The organism is Ralstonia soli, from assembly GCF_023955655.1.
Classification (GTDB): domain Bacteria; phylum Pseudomonadota; class Gammaproteobacteria; order Burkholderiales; family Burkholderiaceae; genus Ralstonia; species Ralstonia soli.
Map to the genome: position 1 here is coordinate 57,962 of NZ_JAMXHT010000005.1, position 21,169 is coordinate 79,130.

The following is a 21,169-nucleotide window of genomic DNA, read 5'->3' on the forward strand; positions in this document are numbered from 1 at the left end:
CCCGGCACGTCCTCCTCCAACCGGTTGACATCAATGCAACCTCCCGGCGCGACGGCGATATTCAGCGGTTCAGCGTTGGTTAATGCATTCCGTGGGCGGGGATTGTCGGCGTATATCGAGTTCTTTGTCGCCAAAATAAATGTTTAAGAACCCTACCGTCGAGGGCTTTCCAATCCCAAATCGTGGGTTATGCTGTTCCCCACGAAAATAAAGGCGTTGATAACCAAATCGGATTATAAAAAAGCGCTTAATCCAAAATATGTAGAGGGGCAGTATGGCGACACTCATCCCCAGTCTGAATAGCTGCCTGGGGCGCATGACCTCGGGCGAGAAGCGCTTTGCCCGGCGGCTCGAAGCGGCGCTTGAGGACGATTATCTGTGCTGGTACGACGTGACGGTCGGCATTAAGCGCAGGCGGCCAGATTTCCTGATTCTGAATCCGCACCGGGGTTTGCTGGCGCTGGAAGTCAAGGACTGGAAAATCGGCAGCATTATCCGGCTCGACCCGCAACTGGTGGAGGCCAATTTTGACGGCCGGCTCGTCAAGGATGTGAACCCGCTGCTCAAATCGCGCGAGTTCATGACGGCCACGGTGGATATGCTCAAGCGCGACCCGCTGTTGGTTCATCCGGCCGACAGTAAATATGCCGGCAAGCTGTGCATGCCCTACGGCCACGGGCTGGTGTTGCCCAATATCTCGCGCCAGGAGTTCGAGACCTCCGGCATGCAAGACGTGATGCCCGGTCGCCTCGTCATCTGCAAAGACGAGATGACGGATTCAGCCGACCCTGAAGCATTCCAGCAGCGCTTGTGGGACATGTTCACCCAGCCCTTCCGCTGCTTGCTCCAACTGCCGCAGATCGATCGCATCCGCTGGCACCTCTTCCCCGATGTGCGCATCGTCAGCCGACAAGGCAGCCTGTTCGAGGCCGATGACGAACCGACCACGCAAGACGCCCGCTCTGCCATCCCTGACCTTATCCGCGTGATGGACTTGCAGCAGGAGCAACTCGCCCGAAGCCTGGGCGATGGGCACCGTGTCATCCACGGCGTGGCGGGCTCCGGCAAAACGATGATCCTTGGCTATCGCGCCGAGTACCTTGCGCAAGCATCCGCCAAGCCCGTGCTTGTGCTGTGCTTCAACCGCGCGCTCGCGCAAAAGCTTGCCGGGTGGATGGAACACAAGGGGCTGTCGCAAAAGGTGCACGTGCGCACCTTCCACAGTTGGTGCTCCGACATGGCAACGACCTACCAACTCGACAAGCCGCCTGTCATGCGGCGCGACGAAGACTACGCCGTGCTGGTGCAGAACGTGATCGACGGCGTGAACCGGGGCCAGGTGCCTGCCGGGCAATACAGCGCGCTGCTGCTCGACGAAGGCCACGACTTTGACCCCGCATGGCTGCGACTCGTCGTGCAGATGGTCGACCCGGAGACCAACTCCGTGCTCGTCATGTACGACAGCGCGCAAGACATCTATCAGAAGTCTCGCAAGCTCAAGTTCAGTTTTTCCAGCGTAGGCATTCAGGCGCGGGGGCGCACCACCATCCTCAAGCTCAACTACCGCAACAGCGCTGAAGTGCTGGCCGTGGCGTATGCGTTTGCCAATGACCTGCTGACCGCCGAAGAGGCCGAAGAAGACGGCGCGCCGCTCATCCTCCCGCAAACGGCGGGGCGGCACGGCAAGGCGCCGGTGTTTATTCGTCTGCCCAATTTCAAGGCCGAGTTGGACTACGTGGCAGATCGTCTGCGTGCTGCCAACGAAGCGGGCACGCCTTGGCGCGATATGGCGGTGCTCACGTACCTCAAGGCGCAGCGCATCGACGTGGTCAGCCATCTGCAAGCGGCCAAGATTCCCGTGAGCAACGGTCTGAGCAAGCACGACAAAGACAGCGTGAATGTGCTCACGCTACATGGCAGCAAGGGGCTGGAATTTCCGTTTGTGGCGATCCCCGGTTTGGGGCAGTTGCCGCTTGCGAGCCATGACGCGAATGAGCAGGCGCGCGTGCTGTATGTGGGGATGACGCGGGCGATGAATGAATTGGTGATGACGGCGGATCGGGATTCTGAGTTTGCGGCGAGGGTGGGGGAAGCTTGTGGGAGGTTGGTGGCGTGAAGGACTTTTTTGCGCTCAGTTAGCGATATGGTTCGCAAGCATCGCCATTGGTCGAGTCTTTAATTCTTGGTTTAGGCTTATGGAGCCAAGTGGATTTATATCTGCTGGCCAGAGGGCCACTAGAGGGGGAATGAGCCGGTGATCAGTCAGATTGACATAGCGAGCTTTGGTAGCTTCCAAGGTTTGGAGTGGAAAAAGACCGTTCGGGACAACGGAAAAAACGTCAAGCTCTTCCAGCGTTTGAACATCCTCTATGGACGCAACTACTCTGGAAAGACGACTCTCTCCCGTGTTTTTCGTGCGCTGGAGACGCGCAGGCTCCCCCTGAACTATGTGGGCTCGTCCTTCACCGTAACTGGTGAAAAAGGTGCAGTCACCGATGCCGACCTGCTGACCCATAACTATGACGTGCGGGTCTACAACCGCGATTTCGTGACAGACAACCTGAGCTTCCTAGTCAATCAGGAGGCCGGCGGCGTTATCAAGACCTTCGCCATCGTCGGTGAGCAGAACAAGGAGATTGACGACGCCATCACTGCCATCGAGGCCAAGCTTGGCAGTGTGGAAGGCAAGGCCGGGCTGCGCTTTGATCTGGAGGCCAAGAGGAAAGAGCGCGATCGTACCAAAGCTGCTCACAGCACGGCTTTGAACCGTTTGGAAGACAAACTGCGCTCGCATGCTGCTGAGAAGATCAAGAAGAACCCCCTGTATCTCGCGCCCATCTACACCATCGAACACATCAGACGCGATATTGCTTCCACCAGTAAGCCCGGCTTCATCGCACTGACCACCGAGGAACAAGCAGGCAAACTCAACTTGCTCAAGCAGGAAGCCCTACCTGACATTACGGGCACTCTGGCCATCACCCTCAAACTGGAGTCGCTGAGGGCCACTGCCGAACCTCTTCTCTCCAGGGCGATTACACCTACCAAAGCGATTGAAGAACTACTTAAGGACAGCGCTTTGCAGCTTTGGGTCAAGCAAGGTATGGGGCTCCACCGAGGCAAGCGGGAAACCTGCGCTTTCTGCCGACAGGGTTTGCCGCACGACATTTGGCAGGTGCTGGACGAACATTTCAGCAAAGAGTCTGGCGACCTGGAAACAGCCTTGGATGCTGCTCTCGCGTCAGTCACGGACGAGATCAAGTCCATCGCTGGACTCAATTTCTTCACAGGTGCTCAGTTTTATGCGGATGAGCGTACCGCGTTTGAATCGAGCAGCAAGGCGCTATCTGAAGCACTTGGCGTCTACAAGAAAGACTTGGAAGCCCTGAAGAAATCGATTGAGACTCGAAAGGACAATCTCTTCCAACCCGTGTTTCTGAAGGCGCCTTCGCATGACGCCAAGGAGATCGAGAAGCATGTTCAGGCCATCAACGCGCTGATTGTTACGAGCAACGGCAAGACGAAGACCCTGGAAAATGACAAGACCTCTGCCAGAGATGCACTTCGCCTGGCTGACGTGTTCGCGTTTGCTGATGCGATCACCTATGACACGGAGGTTGCCCGCATAGCCAACCTCAGGATCGACGCCGACACAGCAGGCACGGCCTATACGGACGCAGAAAAAGAGATCCGTGACGCCGAGGCGGAAGTCCAAGCTTTGAGAGCCAAGCAAAAAGATGAGCGCAAGGGGGCCGAGCGAGTCAACTCTTTGCTCAGCAACTTCTTCGGCCATGACGGTATCAAGCTTGAGGCCCGTGACGGCGCAGACAAAGCCACGGTCAAGTTTGAGATCACACGAAACGGCAAGGCTGCGTACAACCTCAGCGAAGGCGAGTGCAGCCTGATTGCCTTCTGCTATTTCATTGCCAAACTAGACGAACCGGAGAGCAAAGGCAAGGAATTGATCATCTATATTGATGATCCAATTTCCAGCTTGGACGGAAACCATATCTTCTTCATGTTTAGCTTGATTGAGAGCTTGATTGCCAAGCCGGTTAAGAATCCAGACGGTTCAAACGCCTATCGCTACAAGCAGCTTTTTATATCTACCCATAATCTTGATTTTCTGAAATATCTCAAGCGCCTATCCATTCCGAAGAAGAAGATCCCCGCTGGTGAAGGAAAGACAAAAAGTGTCGATGACCACGAGCATTTCATGATTGAGAGAAACGGCGCTTCAAGCAACATCCTGCTTATGCCGTCTTATCTAAAAGACTACATAACCGAGTTTCATTATCTATTCCACCAAATCTACAAGTGCAAAGATCAAGCTGCGGCAGCAGATAGTCATGAGCCATTTTTTGGATTTGGCAACAATCTGCGAAAGTTTCTAGAAGCTTTTTTGTTTTTCAAGTACCCTTATCATGATGACAAGAACGATGCCTTTGAGCGGATCAAGAAATTCTTTGGAGAGGAGGAAGATACGGCAGTTGCACTGGTCAACCGCCTTAACAACGAGTTTTCGCACCTAGAAGCTGTCCCAGACAGAGGTTTTAAGCCGGTGGAAATTCCTGAGATCGCCAAGGTTGCTAACTATGTCTTGGACAAGATTTACGATGCAGATAGGGTGCAATATAACGCTCTGTTGAAGAGCATTGGAGAGCCTGAGCGAGTAGGGTAAGAGATCGCTTCCAATGTCCAATTGTCGGACAGAGGCCGCCACATAAATCGATCTATGCCGAGTGACTGTGACGGGTCGTTAGCGGACGCTGCGCGAGAGCACGGCGAGATATCCCGGAACTTGCCCCAGAACCACCCCACCCGCTAAACTCCCCCCGCTGCGCAAACAATCGCAGCCGAGACTGCAATCTCGACCGAAATGACCGGAAGAAACTCAAGTTTCTACCGCTGTCGTCGTTCGCCTATACGGGCGGGCCCGACAGGGAGGGCTTCGGCCCTGCCGTCTTTGTCATTTCGTCGGTATTGCAGACCTTGTCGTGTGCCCGCCCACCCTCCCAGGTGGGTGGCTCCCCACTCAATCAGCAGAGGGCAAGACAATGGACCAACCGACCCAAGCCGTTCCCACCCCAAGCGGGCATCGCCCCGCACTCTCGCCTCCCACCCGCATCGCGCACCACCCTCCCTCCGGAGGCGCCCGATGACCCTCGAAACCAAACGCGAATACCTGCAAGGCGCCCTCGGCGCGCGGGATTACCTGCGTCGCTCGCAAGCGGGCCTGAAGCTGCATCGGCAGTTCCAGCCCAAGACGCTGCGTTGGGAATACCAGCTCCACATCCAGGGCAAGCCCGCCGAATACCAGGCCGGGTTTCTGGATGCGATTGGCGCGTACATGTTGACCACGCTGGAGGGCGTGCTGGTTGACCTGTACCGGTGGGAAGTCCTGCGCGTGCTCGAACGCGCGAATCACCAGAACTAAAAGAACCGCAGTGAACGCCACCCCGAGACGGGCGGGGGAGCGACGGGCCAGATGCGCCCAATCAGAACGTGACGCAGCCGACGCTCAAAGCGTCATGGACGGGGCTCAGAGCCCCATGCACGAGCCTCGAAGGCGCGATCGCCGAGCAAGAAGCCTCAGCCGTCAGGCTCGAACACGCGAGCGCGAGTCTCCAAGGCGCAAGCGCCGAGCAAAAAGCGCGGACGTTGGCACTCAAAGCCCCGACCATCGAGCAAAAAAGTGTCGACCGCCGAGCCCAAAGACTCAATGGCCGAGCAAAACGTGTCGAGCGCCGGGCGCAAAGCCTCAAGCGTCGAGTTCGGATCGCCATGCCACCCGAGCAAAAAGCCCCGAACGTGCGTCTCCGAGGCTGGGAAGCGATGCCCGGAGCCCCGCGCGCCGAGCTCAGAACCTCAACTGCCGGGCTCAGAAGCGCAAACATGGAGCGCAGGGCCCCATGCACGGCACGCACGCAACGGCAGGCGCCGCTATGTCACCGCGCCTTCAACCGCCGCACCGACCGATCCCCCACCCATTGCACGAGGCTCACCAGCCCGATAAGCAGCACGATCACCACCGCCATGACGGTCGTATCGAAGCGCTGGTAACCGTAGCGGATGGCGATGTCGCCCAGGCCGCCGGCACCGACGGCGCCCGCCATGGCCGAGGCCCCGATCAACGAGACGATGGTCAGCGTAAAGCCGCCGATGATGCCGGGCAGCGCCTCGGGCAGCAGCACGTGCCAGACGATGTGGCGGCGGGTGCAGCCCATGGCCTGTGCGGCTTCGACCAGGCCGCGGTCCACCTCGCGCAGGCTGATCTCGGCAATGCGCGCAAAGAACGGCGTGGCGCTGATCGACAGCGGCACCACCGCAGCCCAGACACCAATGGTGGCGCCCACCACGAGCCGCGTGAACGGCAGCAGCGCGACGAGCAGGATGATGAACGGCGTGGCACGGAAGCCGTTGATGACGGCGCCCAGCACCCGATGCACGCGCGGCGATTCCAGCGCGCTGCCCGGTGCCGTCAGCACCAGGATCAAGGCCAGCGGAATGCCGGCCAGCACGGCGATCAGCGCAGACGCCGACACCATCGTCAACGTGTCGAGCAGGCCCAGCCAGATGCGGTCAATCGTGAGCGGCGACATAGCCGAGGCTCCGGGTGTGTTGAGACAGTTGCAACGTGGCGAGCGTGTCGGCCGACAGCGTGCCGCCCGCTGCGGCAATGAGCAGGCGCCCCTGCGTGCGGCCCTGGATGCGGTCCAGATCGGCACGCAGCAGCCGCGTGGGGTGGCGCAGCGCCTGGGCGATCTGCGCGAGTTCGGGCACGGGGGCCGTGCCGGTGTAGCCGAGCTCGATCAACTGTTCGAACGGGGCGCGCGCGGGCGGCACGGGCTGCAGGCGCGCGGCCACGTCTTCGGGCAGGCCGCCGCGCAGGGGTTCGAGCAAGGCGCGCGTGGCGTCGTGTTGCGGATCGCCAAACACGCGCCACACGGGGCCCTGCTCGGCAATGCGGCCCGCTTCGAGCACCAGCACGTTGTCGCAGATGTCGCGGATCACGCCCATCTCGTGCGTGATGAGCACGATGGTCAGGCCCAGGCGGCGGTTGATGTCGCGCAGCAGGGCGAGGATGGCGTCGGTGGTTTCCGGGTCCAGCGCGGAGGTGGCCTCGTCGCACAGCAGAATCTCGGGCCGATGCACGAGCGCGCGGGCAATGCCCACCCGTTGCTTCTGCCCGCCCGACAGGCGCCCGGGGTACACACGCTCCTTGCCCTGGAGCCCCACCAGCGTCAGCAGGGTATCGACGCGCTGGGCGATTTCCGCTGGCGGTACGCCCGCCACCTTCAGCGGCAGCGCGACGTTGTCCCACACGGTTTTGGCGGACAGCAGGTTGAAGTGCTGGAAGATCATGCCGATGCGCCGGCGCAGCCCCACCAGCGCGGCGGTGCCGAGCGTGCCGACGTCCACGCCGTCGACCAGTACCTGGCCGCTCGTGGGTTTCTCCAGCCCGTTGATGGTGCGTAGCAGGCTCGACTTGCCGGCGCCGCTGCGGCCGATGATGCCGAAGATGCCCCCGGCCGGAATGTCGAGGTCGATGCCTTGCAGCGCATGCACGTCGCCTGCCGCTGCGCGGTATGTCTTACCGACGTTGCGAAAGCGGATCGTGCCGGCACCGGGTGCGGCGATGGCCGCGTCGGTGTGCCGCACGTGCGGTGTGTGCTCAGCCGGAGTGTCTGGCCAGGCGTGCGCGGGGTTGGAAGTGAGGGTGGTCATGGCATCACCGTTTTACCCAGGGCAGGGTGAAGAGCTTGTCGTCGTTGGCGTAAGAGGTGCGCACCTGCTGGCGCACCGCAGGCGAGTCCTGATACAGCTTGATGAAGCGGGCAATGCGCGGGTCGTTGGCGTTGTCGTTGCGGGCGACGAAGCGGATGGCGAAGTACTCGTCGTCGATGCCGGAATACAGCAGGCCGGCGCTGGCCACGTCCGCTTTGCCCGCGTTGACGAAGTGCGCCGGATAGCCCTGTGCCAGGTCCACGTCGTCCAGGGCACGCACGAGCTGCGGGCCTTCAATCTCGACAAACTTCAGCTTCTTCGGATTGGCCACCACGTCGTTGAGCGTGCCGCGCGTCGCCACACCGTCGCGCAGCTTGATGAGGCCGGCCTTCTGCAGCAACAGCAGGCCGCGCCCCTGGTTGACGGGGTCGTTGGCCACGGCCACGCGCGCGCCGTCCTTCAGGTCGGACAGGCGCTTGATCTTGCTCGAATACAGGCCGATGTTGCCCAGCACGCCAATGCCGACGCTCTTGAACGCATACCCGCGTTCCTTGATGGCGTTGTCCAGGAAAGCCTGGTGCTGGAAGTAGTTGAGATCGAGGTCGCCCGAGGCGAGCGCGACGTTGGGCGTGGTCCAGTCGGTCAGCTCGACAACCTTGACATCGAGCCCTTGCTTGCGCGCCTCGGTGGCGGCCACTTCAACGGAATCGGCAAGCGCCCCGGGCGTGACACCGATGCGCAGCGGCGCGGCATGCGCGGCCGGCATCAGCACCGGAAGGAGGGCGGCGAACAGGATAGGCAGCAGGCGGGAGAGTTTCATGGTTGGGTTGGGATGGGTCGGAATAATGCGGTCAGAGGTGGCGGAATTCGCCGGCGGCGTGGCGTGTGGGCAGACGGTCGCCCTCGGCAAACAGCTTGTGGCGCAGTGTTCCGTCGCCATACGCGGTCTTGTAGCGGCCACGTTCCTGCAGCTCCGGCACCACGAGGTCGACGAAGTCCTCATAGCTTTCGGGTACGACGGTACGGCTCAGGTTGAAGCCGTCGATGCCTGTTTCGTCGATCCATTCGATGAGGGTGTCTGCCACCTGCCCCGGGTCGCCCACGATGGCGGGGTAGCGTCCGCCGAGTTCAAACAGCTCGAGCAGCTTGCGGCGTGTCCAGCCGTGCTTGGCGGCGGTGGTCGTGGCCGACTCGATGGCGTTGCCGCCGCCGTAGTCGATCGGGTCGTCCAGCCCGTGGCGGGAGAAATCGACACCGGTGCTGGCGGCAAAGTGCGCCAGGCCGGCTTCACGGCTGGCGTAGGCGCGGTAGTCCGCATGCTTGGCGTGGGCCTCGGCCTCGGTGCGGCCGGTCACCACGGCGGCGCCCATGAACACCTTGATGTCGTCGGGGCGGCGGCCTGCCGCCACCAGTTGCTCGCGCAGTGCGGCAACGGTCTGGCGCGCGGCCTCCTTGTTGGGCGGTGAAATGAACACGCACTCGGCATGGCGCGCGGCAAACCGCTGACCGCGGCCCGAGCTGCCGGCCTGGAACAGCACCGGCGTGCGCTGGGGCGAGGGCTCGGCGAGGTGATAGCCGTCCACCTTGTAGTAGCGGCCGTTGTGCTGGACCTTGCGCACCTTGGCCGGGTCGGCAAACAGGCGGGCGGCCTTGTCCCGCCGCACGGCGTCGTCTTCCCAACTGCCTTCCCAGAGCTTGTAGAGCACCTCCAGGTATTCGTCGGCGCGGTCGTAGCGCTCGTCGTGGGCCAACTGTTTGTCGAGCCCCATGGCGCGTGCTGCGCTGTCCAGATAGCCGGTGACGATGTTCCAGCCGATCCGGCCGCGCGTCAGGTGGTCCAGCGTCGAGAAGCGCCGGGCGAGCAGGTAAGGCTGCTCGTACGTCAGGTTGACGGTGACACCAAAGCCCAGATGCTGCGTTGCGGCCGCCATGGCCGACACCAGCAGCAGCGGATCGTTGACCGGCAGCTGGATCGATTCCTGCAGCGTGACATCGACATTGCCGCGATAGACGTCATACACGCCCACGATGTCGGCAATGAATAGCCCGTCGAACAGGCCGCGTTCGAGCGTGCGGGCCTGGTCGGTCCAATATTCCAGCGTGTTGTAGTCGGCCGACCGGTCGCGCGGGTGCGTCCACAGGCCGTGGTTGATGTGCCCGACGCAGTTCATGTTGAACGCGTTGAGCAGGATGTGCTTGCCCGCCATCAGATCGCTCCGTGCCGCGGCGGCAGCGTGTGGTTGAGGTGGAAGTTGCCGACCGCGTGGTATTTCCAGCGCACGGGGTCATGCAGCGTGTGGGTGCGGGCGTTGCGCCAGAAGCGGTCCAGCCCGCGGTTGTCGAGCGTGGCCGACGTGCCGCCCAGCTCGAACAGGCGCGTGCCCGCCAGCAGCGATGCCGTGGTGGTCAGCGCCCGGGCGGCAGCCACCGCAACGGACGCTTCGGCCACCGTGCGCTCGTCGGGCGCTTGCTGTGCGGCATCGGTGATGCGGCCGGCGTGGCGCACCAGGGCCTCGGCTGCGCGCAGGCGCACATGCACTTCGCCAAGGTGGTGCAGCGTCAGCGGATCGTCTGTGGCGCGTTCCACGCGGGCGTCGATCCACGGCCGGGCATGGTCGCGCAGGAATGGCAGCGTCGCGGCAAGCGCGCCGCGCCCGATGCCGAGGTCGATGGCCGCATGCATCAACTGGGCAACCGGCCCGATGGTGGTCGGCCGCTCGAACGAGGCCAGGAACGGGACGACCCAGTCCGCCTCCACCCGCACGTTGTCGAAGCTGACGGAGCCGCTGCCGGTGACGCGCTGGCCGAAGCCGTCCCAGTCGTCGGTCACCGTCACGCCGGCGGCCGTTCGTGGCACGAAGGCGAGCCACGTCACCTCGCGGCCCGCATCTTCGGCCACCACCAGGGTGGGAATCCAGTGCGCATACAGCGCGCCGGTGCAGTAGAACTTCTTGCCGTCGATGCGGAAGCCGTCGCCGTCCTGGGTGAGGCGTGTGCGTCGGCGGAAATCCTTGTGGCCGATCTCGGCCAGCGCATTGCCGAAGCGCTCACCGGCCAGTGCCCGCGCATAGAAGAACGCTTTCTGCGACGCCGTGCCGCCCACGCGCAGCACTTCCAGCGCGTAGAAGTGGTTCTGCGGGATTTGCCCCAGCGAGCCATCTGCCGCCGAGATGATGGCGATCACCTCCGCAAGCGTGGTGTTGGACACGCCGGCACCGCCGTACTCGCGCGGCACGGTGATGCCCCACAGGCCGCTGGCGCTGAACGTTTCCAGCTCGGCCCAGGGCAGGCGGCGCTCGCGCTCGCGCACGGCGGCGTCCTCTGCGAAAACGGCGGCGAGCCTGTGGGCGATCTCGATGGCCTCGGCATCGTCGCGCACGACGTGCGGTGCTTGTTGCGGTGCTGGGGCCGGCGGCACGCGGCCATCCACGGGTGGCGGGGTGAAAAGCAGTGACATGTCAGTTCCAGGAGTGCCGAGCCGGAAAGGCCTGGTTGAGCTGGTAGTTGCCGATCAGATGCAGCTTCCAGCGCACGGGATCGTGCAGCGTGTGGGTGCGGGCGTTGCGCCAGTGGCGGTCCAGGTTGTGCTTGGCGCGGGTGGCTGAGGAGCCTGCGAGTTCGAACAGCTTTTCGCTCGCGTGCAGCGCCGCCTCGGTGGTCAGCACCTTGGCTTCGGCCACGGCAACGGAGGCACGGGCGCTGTCCGCGTCGGTGATTGCATCGGTGGTCGCACCGGTGTTCGACTGTGCGGCGATGGCATCCAGCGTGTGCGCGGCTTCCTGCAGAACGGCGCGCGCTGCCTCGATGTCGATGGCCAGGCGGCCGAAGTCCGCAATGATGTACGGGTCATCGGATGCACGTTCGACCTTGGAGTCCGTCCACGGCCGCGCGTGTTCACGCACGAACGCCAGCGCGTCGTCAAACGCGGCCTGTGCAATGCCAAGGTCGATGGCCGCCTGGATCAGCTGGGAATTCGGGCCATACAGGCTGGGCCGCGCGGCCAGTTGCCAGATGGGCAGCACGTCGTCATCGGACACGGCCACGTTGTTGAAGATGACGGTGCCGCTGGCGGTGGTCCGCTGGCCGAAGGAAGACCAATCGTCCACGACGCTCAGGCCGGCGGCATTGCGCGGCACCCACACCTGGACGGCGCGGCCTTCGTCGTCGAGCGCGCGCGTCGGCACGCGGTGTGCAAACAAGGCCCCGGTCGAGTAGTAGCGCGTGCCGCTGAGCCTCAGACCTTGCGGCGTGCGGCGCAGGCGCGTGGTGCCGTCGAGGATGGTGCGGCTGGCAGCGGAACGCCGCTCGGGGCCGGCATTGCCCAGACGTTGTCCGGCCAGGACTTCGGCGTAGAAGCGGCGCTTCTGATCGTCGGATCCGGCTTCACGCAGCACGCCCAGCAAGCCGAAGTGGTTCTGTGGAATCTGGCCGAGCGACGCATCGGCTTCGCTCAGGATGACGAAGACTTCGGCCAGCGTCGCATACGAAACCTCTGCGCCGCCGTATGCCTTCGGCACCGTGATGCCGCCCAGGCCGCTGGCCGACCAGCGGTCCAGTTCGTCCCAGGGCAGCAGGCGTTCTCGGTCGCGGGCAGACGCGCCTTGGCGGAATTCGCTGGCGAGCGCATGGGCGGCATCGATGGCCTCCGCCGCATCGCGCAGGCGTCGCACCGTGGCCGGGTCGGGCAGTGCCGGCTCGCGCACCGGCACGCCGGTCGGCGGGTGCAGGGCCTGTACGTCAGATAGGTTGGTCATGGTGAGTCAAAGGTAAGCGGGGCATGCGAGGGGCATGCCTCGTGCGACAGAGACGGATCGACCCGCCGGCACGCCGAAATGCCGGCTGCCGTCCGGATGCGTGCAGGTGGAATGGGCCTGCACGCGTTGCCAATGCCGAGCGCTGCTAGGCGGCCTTCAGGGCAACGCGGCGGTGTGCGGCAAAGTGCGATGCGGCACGTTCTGCCGCGAGCTGAATCCGATCTTGCAGTGCGGGGCTGCGCACGGAGTAGCCCTCGAAGTCCGACGTGGCCGCATACACGCCGATGGGCAGCGTGAGCGCCTGCAGGAAACTGAACAGCGGCCGCAGATGGTGTTCGAGCACGAGCGCATGGCGGTCGCTGCCGCCCGTGGCGGCGAGCAGCACGGGCTTGTCGGCAAGCGCTTCCTGGCCGACGAGGTCGAATAGATGCTTGAAATGCCCGGGGTAGGCGCCGCGATAGACCGGCGCCGCCGCAATCAGCAGGTCTGCACTTTCCACGGCGTGCAGTTCGGCTTCAATCTCCGGCGGCAGCTCCGTGCGCCAAAGGGCAGAACCCAGCGGGCGCGCAATCTCGCTCAGGTTGATGATGTGGGTGTTGACGTGAAGCCTTGCCTCGATCTCGTCGATCAGCGCGCGTACCAACGCGAAGGTGCGAGACGGCTGTTGTGTGCTGCCATTGACGGCAACGATCTTCAAAGGGGTGGACACGAGTCGGCTCCAGATATGCCAGGGCAATTTCGCCGTTGTGCAAGGGGGGCCTTGCGCGACGAGCGAAATACGATGATCAGAAGATACCGTGGCGTAGCAGCCGAACGAACGACGCGTTTTTTCTATCCATAGGCAAACGATTTGCATAAGCATCTATGCAATCGTTTAGCCGTGCCCGCTCGCCCCTTGCGCGGAGTTTGGAGCGGAGCACTGAGGCCCGCAACGATGCAGAGGTCACGGATGGTCCAAGGACAACTCAGGTGGGCGAATGCGGGCGCAGCGGCCCTTGCGCGCGACGTGATCCTGCCGGCCGAAGCTCGCCTTCCCAAGGAAGTACGCCCATGTCGAGCGTGTGGTCGCCCTGTGCAGTCTTTGCGTGGAGGCTGTCGCGGATGACTTGCCCGATGGCCAGGCGACACAAGGCTTCAACGCTGCGTGCAGCGGTGGATCGCACATCGGGCGCGCTGGCCAACACCCTGAAGGACCGTCGCCCCTCCCCCACGAAGCTGGTGAATTGCACACAGTTCGGCTGCCCATCGCGGATAAAACCCACCGTGATGGAATACGCCATGCCTTTGATCGCGCCCGGAAGTGTGCAGAGGAAGCTCGTCTTGTCAGACGCATGGGTGATCTTGTTTTCGGGCTGGTCGTGCACGCAACACACTTCTCCAACACACTGGCTTGCATTCATGAATGGCTCCAACCGAGGGTGGGCACGACCGACGCCCGGTAAGGCGTCGACAGTGGCTGTGAATGGCGATCCCGTTGATGGGCGCGGGCGGCTATGAATCCACCCCCAGATGTTCGACGGTGATCACCAGCGTGCGATCTTCCAGGTCTGTCTGGGCATGCGCGCCCAGGCTCGCCCGTAGAAAGCGGTCAAGCATGCATTGCAGTTGAGACAGGTCTTGCCGGTTGGCGTGCGCCAGCTGATCCACGACATCGTGCGTGAATGCAATCGTGAGTGTTCTCACACGCCAGATGCGGCTGCCGAGTTCCGGTACCTGCCAGTTGGCTGCCAGCACGTGCGGGCCGGTGTTCCAGGTCCGCACATCCTGTCCGGTAATTTCATCGAGCACCGGCTTGGTAAACGCGACAAGGTCGAGCATCACGGGTCTCCATGACCGACATCGCGAGTCGCGAGCATCAACGGGCAAGCATCCGTGTGCGGAACTGGCGAGGATGACAGCGTGCAGGGCTTGATCCAGCGGAGGCGGCGCGACCGAGCGCTGGATCACAAGTGCGGGGGAAGCTGCTTTCGTACCAACGGATGCAAGATCGGGTGCGCCGGTGTTGGTGCCCCACTGTACTCCCATCACTGCACGGCGGCGTCACTATCTTCCGAAGCGTCGCAAACGGGGTATTCGGGCGCAGTGGGCGGCGCCAGCCCATGCGCGGGAGACGAAAAAAAACCCCGCGTGGCGGGGTTTCTTTATTGGGCGCGAGAGCGATCAGATCGCCGTAATCTTGGTCGCGACCGGGCCTTTCTGGCCCACGCCCGACACAAAGCTGACCTTCTGGCCTTCTTGCAGCGACTTGAACCCATTGCCCTGAACTTCAGAGAAATGCGCAAACAGATCGTTGCCGCCTGCGTCAGGGGTGATGAAGCCGAAGCCCTTGGAGTCGTTGAACCACTTTACGATGCCGGTTTCCATGTTGGAGTCCTTAAACGTGTTCTGGATGAGCCCATGCTCACCAGGCATGACGATCAAGGAAGGAACAAAGAGAAAAAGGCGTCGCTTGGCGTGACAACCCAAAACATCGGAGTAACTGCTTGAAAAGCCTGCGGCGCAACATGTACCGGGTTCGCAGGGTTCTGTCAACAAAAAAGGCAATCCACGTCGAAATAAAGCACGAATGTGGTGGCGACCGCGCTTGGCTGCCCGCGCCATGTCGCGCATGCATCGCAGCCGTTGCCCGTCGGGAAACGCCCGCACCGGCTGCCGGAGCCGTGGTCGCCGGAAGCTGTTACCATGCTGCACCTTCTGCCCGTTTCTCGAATCGATCGGGCCGGGTGCCGAGCCAGACAAAACGACACAGCGCCGGCCACCCGTCGGGCGTACACCCGAATCGTCCTGGGCCACGCAGCCCACCACCTATCAGACCGGCGGTTTATCCGCTCCGTATCCGGCACGCATGTACTAGGCGCGCCAGCGTACGCAAGTCCGGTCACCTCGCCGCCAATGGCTTGGGCCACGCAGGTATGCATGGCACAACGGCGTTGGCCTTACCCATCGTGGCGTACGTCTGAGCAAGACGTGGTTTGCCCAGTCTTACCACGCCTGCCGTCGGCCTTCGCCCGAAACCAAGCAGTCGATTGAACAAAGTCCAAGTCCCATCTCCCTACACGGTGTCCGTGTACCCGATTGAGCAAGAACCAGGCGTCTGGTTTGCCACCTATCTCATCAGTGAGTACAGCGATGGCGTGGAACGCATCCTCGCCAACGTCTCGATGCGCCACAACGTGCACGGCACGGAAGCACGCGCAAGACAGGCAGCCCGGCGTGCAGGAAGAGCCGCCATCGCACGTCTGACCCCCGGTCACAAGAACTGAACTGAACTACGCAAGCCGCCTCCGGGCGGCTTTTCCGCTTGCCGCAACGGCAGGCGCCCACCCAGAATCAACGAGAGGAAATCACCATGTCTGTGAGCGATGAATGGGAAGAACTGCATCTCACACCCGACGGCTGGAAAGACGGCAGCTACCGGCACGAACCGGGTGATGCCGTCATCGTCGCGCCACCGGCCAATGATGTACTGACGGTGCGCAGGCATGTGGCTGCCGAGTATGGTGGCCCGTCGCGCGTGACAGAAGACCGGACACCGCGTACCGATGACATGAGCCAGATCGAGCAATTGCTGCTGAAGTATGGCGCTCCCGTCTTTGGCGTCTGAGGCTGAAGACGCAACGCACGCATGCCCGCGCGCTACGGCGGGCCCACGTCATTCGAAAGAGGAATCGGCATGACACTCTGCCGCGCTTGCCTGGCCATTGAAATCCATCGACTTGGTGCGTCGGGCCATGCTTTCCTGAGAATCACCGACACACAGCGCATCAAGCCATCCAAGGCCGCGGCCATCACGGTGAGCACGTTCACATGCCGCACGTGCGGCGCAAGCTGGCTGTATCGCGAAGGGAAGAACGTGCCCGACCCAGGATGGTCGCTGGATCAGCAGGGCTGAGCTCGTCACCCCACGCGCCGAGCAAAGAGCGCCATTCACCGAGCAAAAAGGTTCGAGCGCCGAGCTTTGGGGTCCAACCGCCGAGCAAAAAGCCTGGAGCGTGAAGCGCAAAGAGGCAACCGCCGAGTTCTGAGGTCCATTCGCCGAGCAAAAAGCTCGGAACGCCGAGCTCAAAGACCCAACGTCCGAGCAAAAAGCCCCGCGTGTCGAGCCCAGAGACGCGATCGCCGAGCTCAAAGACACAAGCGTCGCGCTTTTAGCCTCGATATATCCGAGCAAAAAGTGCGAGCGGTCGCATTCTGAGCTCGGGGCGCGGGGAAAAAAGCCTGGAGCGCCGACAAAAAAGCTCGGAACGCCGAGAAAAAAGGTCCGACTGCGGAGAAAAAAGCTCGGCGCGCCGAGCTCGGGGACTCAAACGCCGAGCAAAAAGGTCGGGACGTCGCGTTCGGAATGCCAGCGTCGGGCCAAAAAGCCCTTGTCGCCGAGCGTTGTGGCCCATCCACCGTGCAAAGAAGCGGTCGGCGTGCGCCGTGGTGCAGCGCGGGGCCTGTGAAGCTTTCCGTGTTTGGGGCGGGTTGGGATCGCGGTGGCTCGCCAATCAACGGTCCCGATCCCGCACATTGCTGGCCGCCAGCCGCCGCAACTCCGCCCGCGCCGCCTCCAACCGCGCGTGCAGCACGGTGTTCTCAACCAGCAGCGACACCAGCACGAAGCTCGCGCCCATCAGCCCGAACAGGCGGCCGGCATAGAAGCCGAGGTCATACCGCCCGCCGTTGAACACGGCGCTGAGCGCCACGTCGCAGATCCACACGCACAGCACCACCATCAGCCAGATGTCGAGCGTAAGGTGCGGGCGGCTGCGCCAGAGCACGACCAGCGCCACCACGCAGAACCACCACGTGCCGCCGGCCACCATCCACATGATGGGCGTGTAGCGGTTGGCGGCCATGATGGTGGGCAGCAGGGCTTCGCCGGCGGTGGCCAGCGCCACGCAGGCGGCGGAGGCACCCAGCACGGCGGCCACGGTGCCCAGCGCCGCCTGCCGCGTGAGCGTGTGGGCGGGGAAGCGGTCGGGCTCGCGTTCTTCCCGCGCTTTCAGCACGGCATAGGCCATGACGAACAGCGGAAAGCCCGCGTGCCAGAACATGTAGATCCAGGCCGTGCTTTGCGGGCCCGCGCCCAGCAGGCCGCTGCGCGCGAACAACCCCGGGAACGAGAGCAGGTGCCCCACCGCCGTGGCGGCCGTGAACAGGTAGCCGCTGGCGAGCGCCAGCATGGCGCGCGAACGCGTGATGGCGAACTGCCCGAAGAGCAGCGCAGCGGTGATCAGGTCATTGAGGATGAGCGCCGACTCGTAAATCGGCACGAACGACGGAAGTTGCGCCAGTTGCACCTTGGCAAACGGTACGGCGGACACCAGCACCACGAGCGAGAGCAAGGCGACGGCCTGCGCCATCCAGTACGTCCGGCGCCCGGGGGAGAGACTCAGCAGCAGGCCCCGCTGCATGCCCAGCGTTTCCGACATCACGTTGCCCCCTTTCTTCGCTGACGGTGTCACGCGTTCGCTTGTGGTGCGATGGTGTTGCCTGGCTACGCTTGCCGCGGCAGCCGGCCTCTTATAGACGCGTGATAGTCATCGGGCCGCCCGATGTCAACGCGGCGAAGGGGTAGAACTTTTGACGACGGCCAGTCGGGCGAGGTGAGGCGGGGCGCGCGCCGGTGCACCGGCGCCCGATGGGTGTAGGGATTCGATAGACTGGTGCTCACCCCAGCGGCCGCCCGAAGGAGCGCACCCATGGAATCCAACCCCACCCCCATCGTCACCGATGCCGACACCGATGCGCTGGTGCTGCGCGATGATCGCGACGGTGTCGTCACGCTGCGGCTGAACCGGCCGCTGCAGTTCAACGCGTTGTCTGAAGCGATGCTGGATGCGCTGCATCATGCACTGAGCGACATCGCCCGCGATGCCGGCGTGCGCTGCGTGGTGCTCGGCGCCGAGGGCAAGGCCTTCTGCGCCGGACATGACCTGCGCGAGATGCGCGGCACGCCGGAGCTGGCGTATTACCAGGCGCTGTTCGCGCGCTGCAGTGTGGTCATGCAGGCCATTCAGGCGCTGCCGGTGCCCGTCATCGCGCGGGTGCATGGGGTGGCAACGGCGGCGGGCTGCCAGCTGGTTGGCAGTTGCGACCTGGCCATCGCTTCGGACGCGGCGCGGTTTGCGGTGTCGGGCATCAATGTCGGGCTGTTCTGCTCGACGCCCGCGGTGGCGCTGTCGCGCAATGTGAGTTGCAAGCGCGCGTTCGACATGCTGGTGACGGGGCGCTTTATCGATGCGGCCACGGCCGCCGACTGGGGCCTCGTCAACGAGGCCGTGCCCAGTGCCGAGCTGGACGACGCGGTGGCCCGCAAGGTGGCGGAGATCGTCTCCAAGAGCCCCACCGCCATCCGCTACGGCAAGGCGATGTTCTACCGCCAGCGGCAGATGCCGCTGAGTGAGGCCTACGCCTACGCGGGCGATGTGATGGCCCGCAACATGATGGAAGAAGACGCCGGCGAAGGCATCGACGCCTTCCTGCAGAAGCGCCCCGCCCGCTGGCGCTCCTAAGGGCAGGCGGCTATTGCGGCTTGCGCGCCGCGAGCTGTTTCTGGATCGCGGCTTCCGTTTCGGCATAGCGCCCTTCGCCGAAGTGCTGGTAGACGATGCGGCCATCGGCATCGATCAGATACAGCGCCGGCCAGAACTGGTTGTGGAACGCAGACCATGTGGCGTAGCTGTTGTCCTGCGCCACCGGGTAGCGCACGTCCAGGCGCTTGAGCGCGGCCTGCACGTTGGGCGTTGATTTCTCGAACGCGTATTCGGGCGTGTGCACGCCCACCACGACCAGTCCCTGATCCTTGTACTTGTCGTACCACTGCTTCACGTGGGGCAGTGTGTTGAGGCAGTTGATGCAGGAGTACGTCCAGAAATCCACCAGCACGACCTTGCCGCGCAGGTCTTTCATGGCCAGCGGCGGCGAGTTCAACCACTGGTTGATGCCCGTGAACTCTGGCGCGGCCGCACCGGTGGCGGCGGTCTGGCTGAAGGCGGGCGCGCCAGTCCCGACAAAGTAGACGGCGCCGATGGCGAGGGCCGCAAGGGCGGCGCGGAGGAGCGTGCGCATGATGTGGAATCCGTAAAAGGTTGACGGTGTTCGACTGCCATGCCCGCCTGGCCATGCCCGGCGGGCGCAGTGCATCAGACCAGGTTCAGCTCGACGTGGATGTTGCCGCGCGTGGCCTTGGAGTACGGGCAGAGCTGGTGCGCGGCTTCCATCACGGCTTGCGCCACGTCGCGGTCCAGGCCGGGCAGGCTTACGTTCAGTCGGGCCTGCAGGAAGAACGCGTCGCCGGTGGTGCCCAGGTCGACTTCGGTGTCGAGCGACACGTCTGCCGGCAGCTTGATCTTCATCTGGCTGGCCGCACGGCCCATCGCGCCGATGAAGCAGGCGGACCAGCCTGCGGCAAACAGTTGCTCGGGGTTGGTGCCGTGGCCACTGCTGCCCGGAGGCGAGAGCTTCAGGTTCAGGCGATCGTCGTCGCTGTGGGCCTGGCCATCGCGGCCGCCGGTAACGTTGACCTTGGCGGTGTACAGCACGTTGTCGATGCGGGTCATGGTGATGCTCCTTTTTTGGATCCGTGGAAAGGGGTTGGGGTTCGCGTCCCGGTGGTTTTGCCGCCTGCTTGGGTTGGCTGCTTGCCGGGGCCACGAGACGTATTAAAGAAGGCCGACGTATCGCGGAAGTAGCGTGGAAGCGCCTTTCTGTCTGGGCGTGTATCTGTATCGTGGCTGGATACAAACGCGTACAAAAAGGCCGGGCGCTTGGCAGGTGCCCTTCACGACGATGCGCCCGGCGCCGGATTGGCGATTGACTGGGAGGTGCCCTGCGCAGCCGGCGCGGGTGCGGACCGGTTCACACCCAGCCCGTTGACCAGCACCTGCTCCAACTGCGTTGTGCCGCCGGAAGACAGGCGCGCCAGCAGGCCGGTATCGGCGCCGAGCCCGATGAGGGCTACGCCGCCCAGCACGCTCGCGCCCATGACGCGGCGCACCCATTCACCAATGCCCATGGAGCGCTTCATGGCCGAGAGCACGCGGCCGCCCAGGCCAAGCGCTGCTGCCAGCGACGTGGCCGCGCCTGCCGCATAGGCCGCCAGCGCCAGCGCGCTCGACACGCTGGCACCCTTGAGCGCCACGCCCGTCAGCACCAGGCCCAGGATCGGGCCCGCACACGGCGCCCACAGCATCCCCGTGGCCACGCCCAGCAGCAGCGAACCCGCCACAGAAGGTTCTGCCGACGTATCCCCTTCAGAGCCTCGCCCGGCCAGCCGGTTGCCGAGTGCGACTGCGGGCCGCGCCATCAGGTCGGCCAGCTTGGGCCACAGCAGTGACAGCCCGAATACCGCCAGCAGCGCGAGCGCCGCAAACCGGCCCACTTCATTGGCGCGCACTGCCCACGCGCCACCGGCTGAGAGCAGTGTCGCAAAGCCGGCAAAGGTGAGCGCCATGCCCGCGAGCATCGGCAGCTTGCCGCGCAGGAACGGTTGCCCTGTGCGGCTCAGCACAAATGGCAAAACGGGCAGGATGCACGGGCTCAGGATGGTCAGCGCGCCGCCCAGGTAGGCGAGTATCAGCAGGCTCATGATCGACATTCCTCAACGAGGGATTGGGATGGCGTCAATCAAACGCGGCGTGCGTAGCGGCCATGTATCGGCGTGGGGGCGATTTTGTATCGCACTGTACAAACGCGCCCGC

20 protein-coding genes and 1 pseudogene are annotated in these 21,169 nt (G+C 63.5%); 7 read left to right on the forward strand and 14 right to left on the reverse strand.

All coding sequences use genetic code 11. The features are described 5' to 3' along the window. Positions 1–274: 274 nt before the first annotated feature. The 3 genes from NG900_RS13455 (at position 275) to NG900_RS13465 (ending at position 5,437) form a co-directional block, all read left to right on the forward strand. Complete coding sequence (locus NG900_RS13455; RefSeq protein WP_252681073.1) at positions 275–2,116, forward strand: DEAD/DEAH box helicase; 1,842 nt, start codon at positions 275–277, stop codon at positions 2,114–2,116. Between the two features lie 138 nt (positions 2,117–2,254). Continuing rightward, entirely contained in the window at positions 2,255–4,681 is a 2,427-nt protein-coding gene (locus NG900_RS13460; protein ID WP_252681075.1) for an AAA family ATPase, read from the forward strand. Between the two features lie 477 nt (positions 4,682–5,158). Further along, the gene (locus NG900_RS13465) at positions 5,159–5,437 is read left to right on the forward strand and encodes a hypothetical protein (RefSeq protein ID WP_252681077.1); all 279 of its coding nucleotides are present in this window, start codon (positions 5,159–5,161) and stop codon (positions 5,435–5,437) included. Between the two features lie 511 nt (positions 5,438–5,948). Here NG900_RS13465 and NG900_RS13470 read toward each other — a convergent pair. The 10 genes from NG900_RS13470 to NG900_RS13515 form a co-directional block, all read right to left on the reverse strand. Then, on the reverse strand, positions 5,949–6,602 hold the full coding sequence (locus NG900_RS13470; protein WP_252681079.1) for a methionine ABC transporter permease: 654 nt from the start codon (positions 6,600–6,602) through the stop codon (positions 5,949–5,951). Next, a complete protein-coding gene (locus tag NG900_RS13475) occupies positions 6,583–7,728 on the reverse strand; it encodes a methionine ABC transporter ATP-binding protein (RefSeq protein WP_252681081.1) in 1,146 nt (381 codons plus the stop codon). The genes NG900_RS13470 and NG900_RS13475 overlap by 20 nt, the downstream gene beginning before the upstream one ends. Positions 7,729–7,732: 4 nt before the next feature. Then, positions 7,733–8,548: a MetQ/NlpA family ABC transporter substrate-binding protein gene (locus NG900_RS13480; protein WP_252681084.1), complete on the reverse strand. Its 816-nt coding sequence runs from the start codon at positions 8,546–8,548 to the stop codon at positions 7,733–7,735. Between the two features lie 31 nt (positions 8,549–8,579). Next, entirely contained in the window at positions 8,580–9,935 is a 1,356-nt protein-coding gene (locus tag NG900_RS13485; RefSeq protein ID WP_252681087.1) for an LLM class flavin-dependent oxidoreductase, read from the reverse strand. Continuing rightward, the gene (locus tag NG900_RS13490; RefSeq protein ID WP_252681089.1) at positions 9,935–11,185 is read right to left on the reverse strand and encodes an SfnB family sulfur acquisition oxidoreductase; all 1,251 of its coding nucleotides are present in this window, start codon (positions 11,183–11,185) and stop codon (positions 9,935–9,937) included. Before NG900_RS13490 ends, NG900_RS13485 begins: the two co-directional genes overlap by 1 nt. 1 nt (position 11,186) lies before the next feature. Then, a complete protein-coding gene (locus tag NG900_RS13495) occupies positions 11,187–12,482 on the reverse strand; it encodes an SfnB family sulfur acquisition oxidoreductase (RefSeq protein ID WP_252681091.1) in 1,296 nt (431 codons plus the stop codon). A gap of 145 nt (positions 12,483–12,627) precedes the next feature. Continuing rightward, positions 12,628–13,191, reverse strand: a complete 564-nt coding sequence (gene msuE, locus NG900_RS13500) for an FMN reductase (RefSeq protein ID WP_252681092.1) — start codon at positions 13,189–13,191, stop codon at positions 12,628–12,630. Between the two features lie 256 nt (positions 13,192–13,447). Continuing rightward, positions 13,448–13,822 carry a hypothetical protein gene (locus NG900_RS13505; protein WP_252682126.1) on the reverse strand — a complete coding sequence of 125 codons (375 nt, stop codon included), beginning with the start codon at positions 13,820–13,822 and terminating at the stop codon, positions 13,448–13,450. Positions 13,823–13,973: 151 nt separating this feature from the next. Continuing rightward, positions 13,974–14,300, reverse strand: coding sequence for a hypothetical protein (locus NG900_RS13510; RefSeq protein WP_252681094.1), 327 nt, complete (start codon positions 14,298–14,300; stop codon positions 13,974–13,976). Positions 14,301–14,642: 342 nt separating this feature from the next. After that, positions 14,643–14,846: a cold-shock protein gene (locus tag NG900_RS13515; RefSeq protein ID WP_252682127.1), complete on the reverse strand. Its 204-nt coding sequence runs from the start codon at positions 14,844–14,846 to the stop codon at positions 14,643–14,645. 662 nt (positions 14,847–15,508) lie between these two features. Here NG900_RS13515 and NG900_RS13520 point away from each other — a divergent pair. From NG900_RS13520 to NG900_RS13530, 3 genes are all read left to right on the forward strand, one after another. Next, positions 15,509–15,745 carry an isochorismatase gene (locus tag NG900_RS13520; RefSeq protein WP_252681096.1) on the forward strand — a complete coding sequence of 79 codons (237 nt, stop codon included), beginning with the start codon at positions 15,509–15,511 and terminating at the stop codon, positions 15,743–15,745. A gap of 86 nt (positions 15,746–15,831) precedes the next feature. After that, positions 15,832–16,086: a translation initiation factor 1 gene (locus NG900_RS13525; RefSeq protein WP_252681098.1), complete on the forward strand. Its 255-nt coding sequence runs from the start codon at positions 15,832–15,834 to the stop codon at positions 16,084–16,086. Positions 16,087–16,155: 69 nt separating this feature from the next. Next, complete coding sequence (locus NG900_RS13530; RefSeq protein WP_252681099.1) at positions 16,156–16,374, forward strand: hypothetical protein; 219 nt, start codon at positions 16,156–16,158, stop codon at positions 16,372–16,374. 598 nt (positions 16,375–16,972) lie between these two features. Here the strand turns inward: NG900_RS13530 and NG900_RS13535 are convergent. Beyond that, positions 16,973–17,932, reverse strand: coding sequence for an MASE4 domain-containing protein (locus NG900_RS13535; RefSeq protein ID WP_252681101.1), 960 nt, complete (start codon positions 17,930–17,932; stop codon positions 16,973–16,975). Positions 17,933–18,169: 237 nt separating this feature from the next. Between NG900_RS13535 and NG900_RS13540 the strand changes: the two genes are divergently transcribed. Next, positions 18,170–18,982 (forward strand): enoyl-CoA hydratase, encoded by an 813-nt coding sequence (locus NG900_RS13540; RefSeq protein ID WP_252681103.1) that lies wholly within the window; start codon positions 18,170–18,172, stop codon positions 18,980–18,982. A gap of 10 nt (positions 18,983–18,992) precedes the next feature. Here NG900_RS13540 and NG900_RS13545 read toward each other — a convergent pair whose 3' ends face one another. The 3 genes and pseudogenes from NG900_RS13545 to NG900_RS13555 all read right to left on the reverse strand — a co-directional run. Next, positions 18,993–19,538, reverse strand: coding sequence for a thioredoxin family protein (locus NG900_RS13545; RefSeq protein WP_252681107.1), 546 nt, complete (start codon positions 19,536–19,538; stop codon positions 18,993–18,995). A gap of 74 nt (positions 19,539–19,612) precedes the next feature. Then, entirely contained in the window at positions 19,613–20,029 is a 417-nt protein-coding gene (locus NG900_RS13550) for an organic hydroperoxide resistance protein (RefSeq protein WP_252681110.1), read from the reverse strand. Positions 20,030–20,259: 230 nt separating this feature from the next. Continuing rightward, positions 20,260–21,057 (reverse strand): annotated as a pseudogene (locus NG900_RS13555) (cytochrome c biogenesis CcdA family protein); the annotation flags it as partial. Positions 21,058–21,169: the final 112 nt, after the last annotated feature.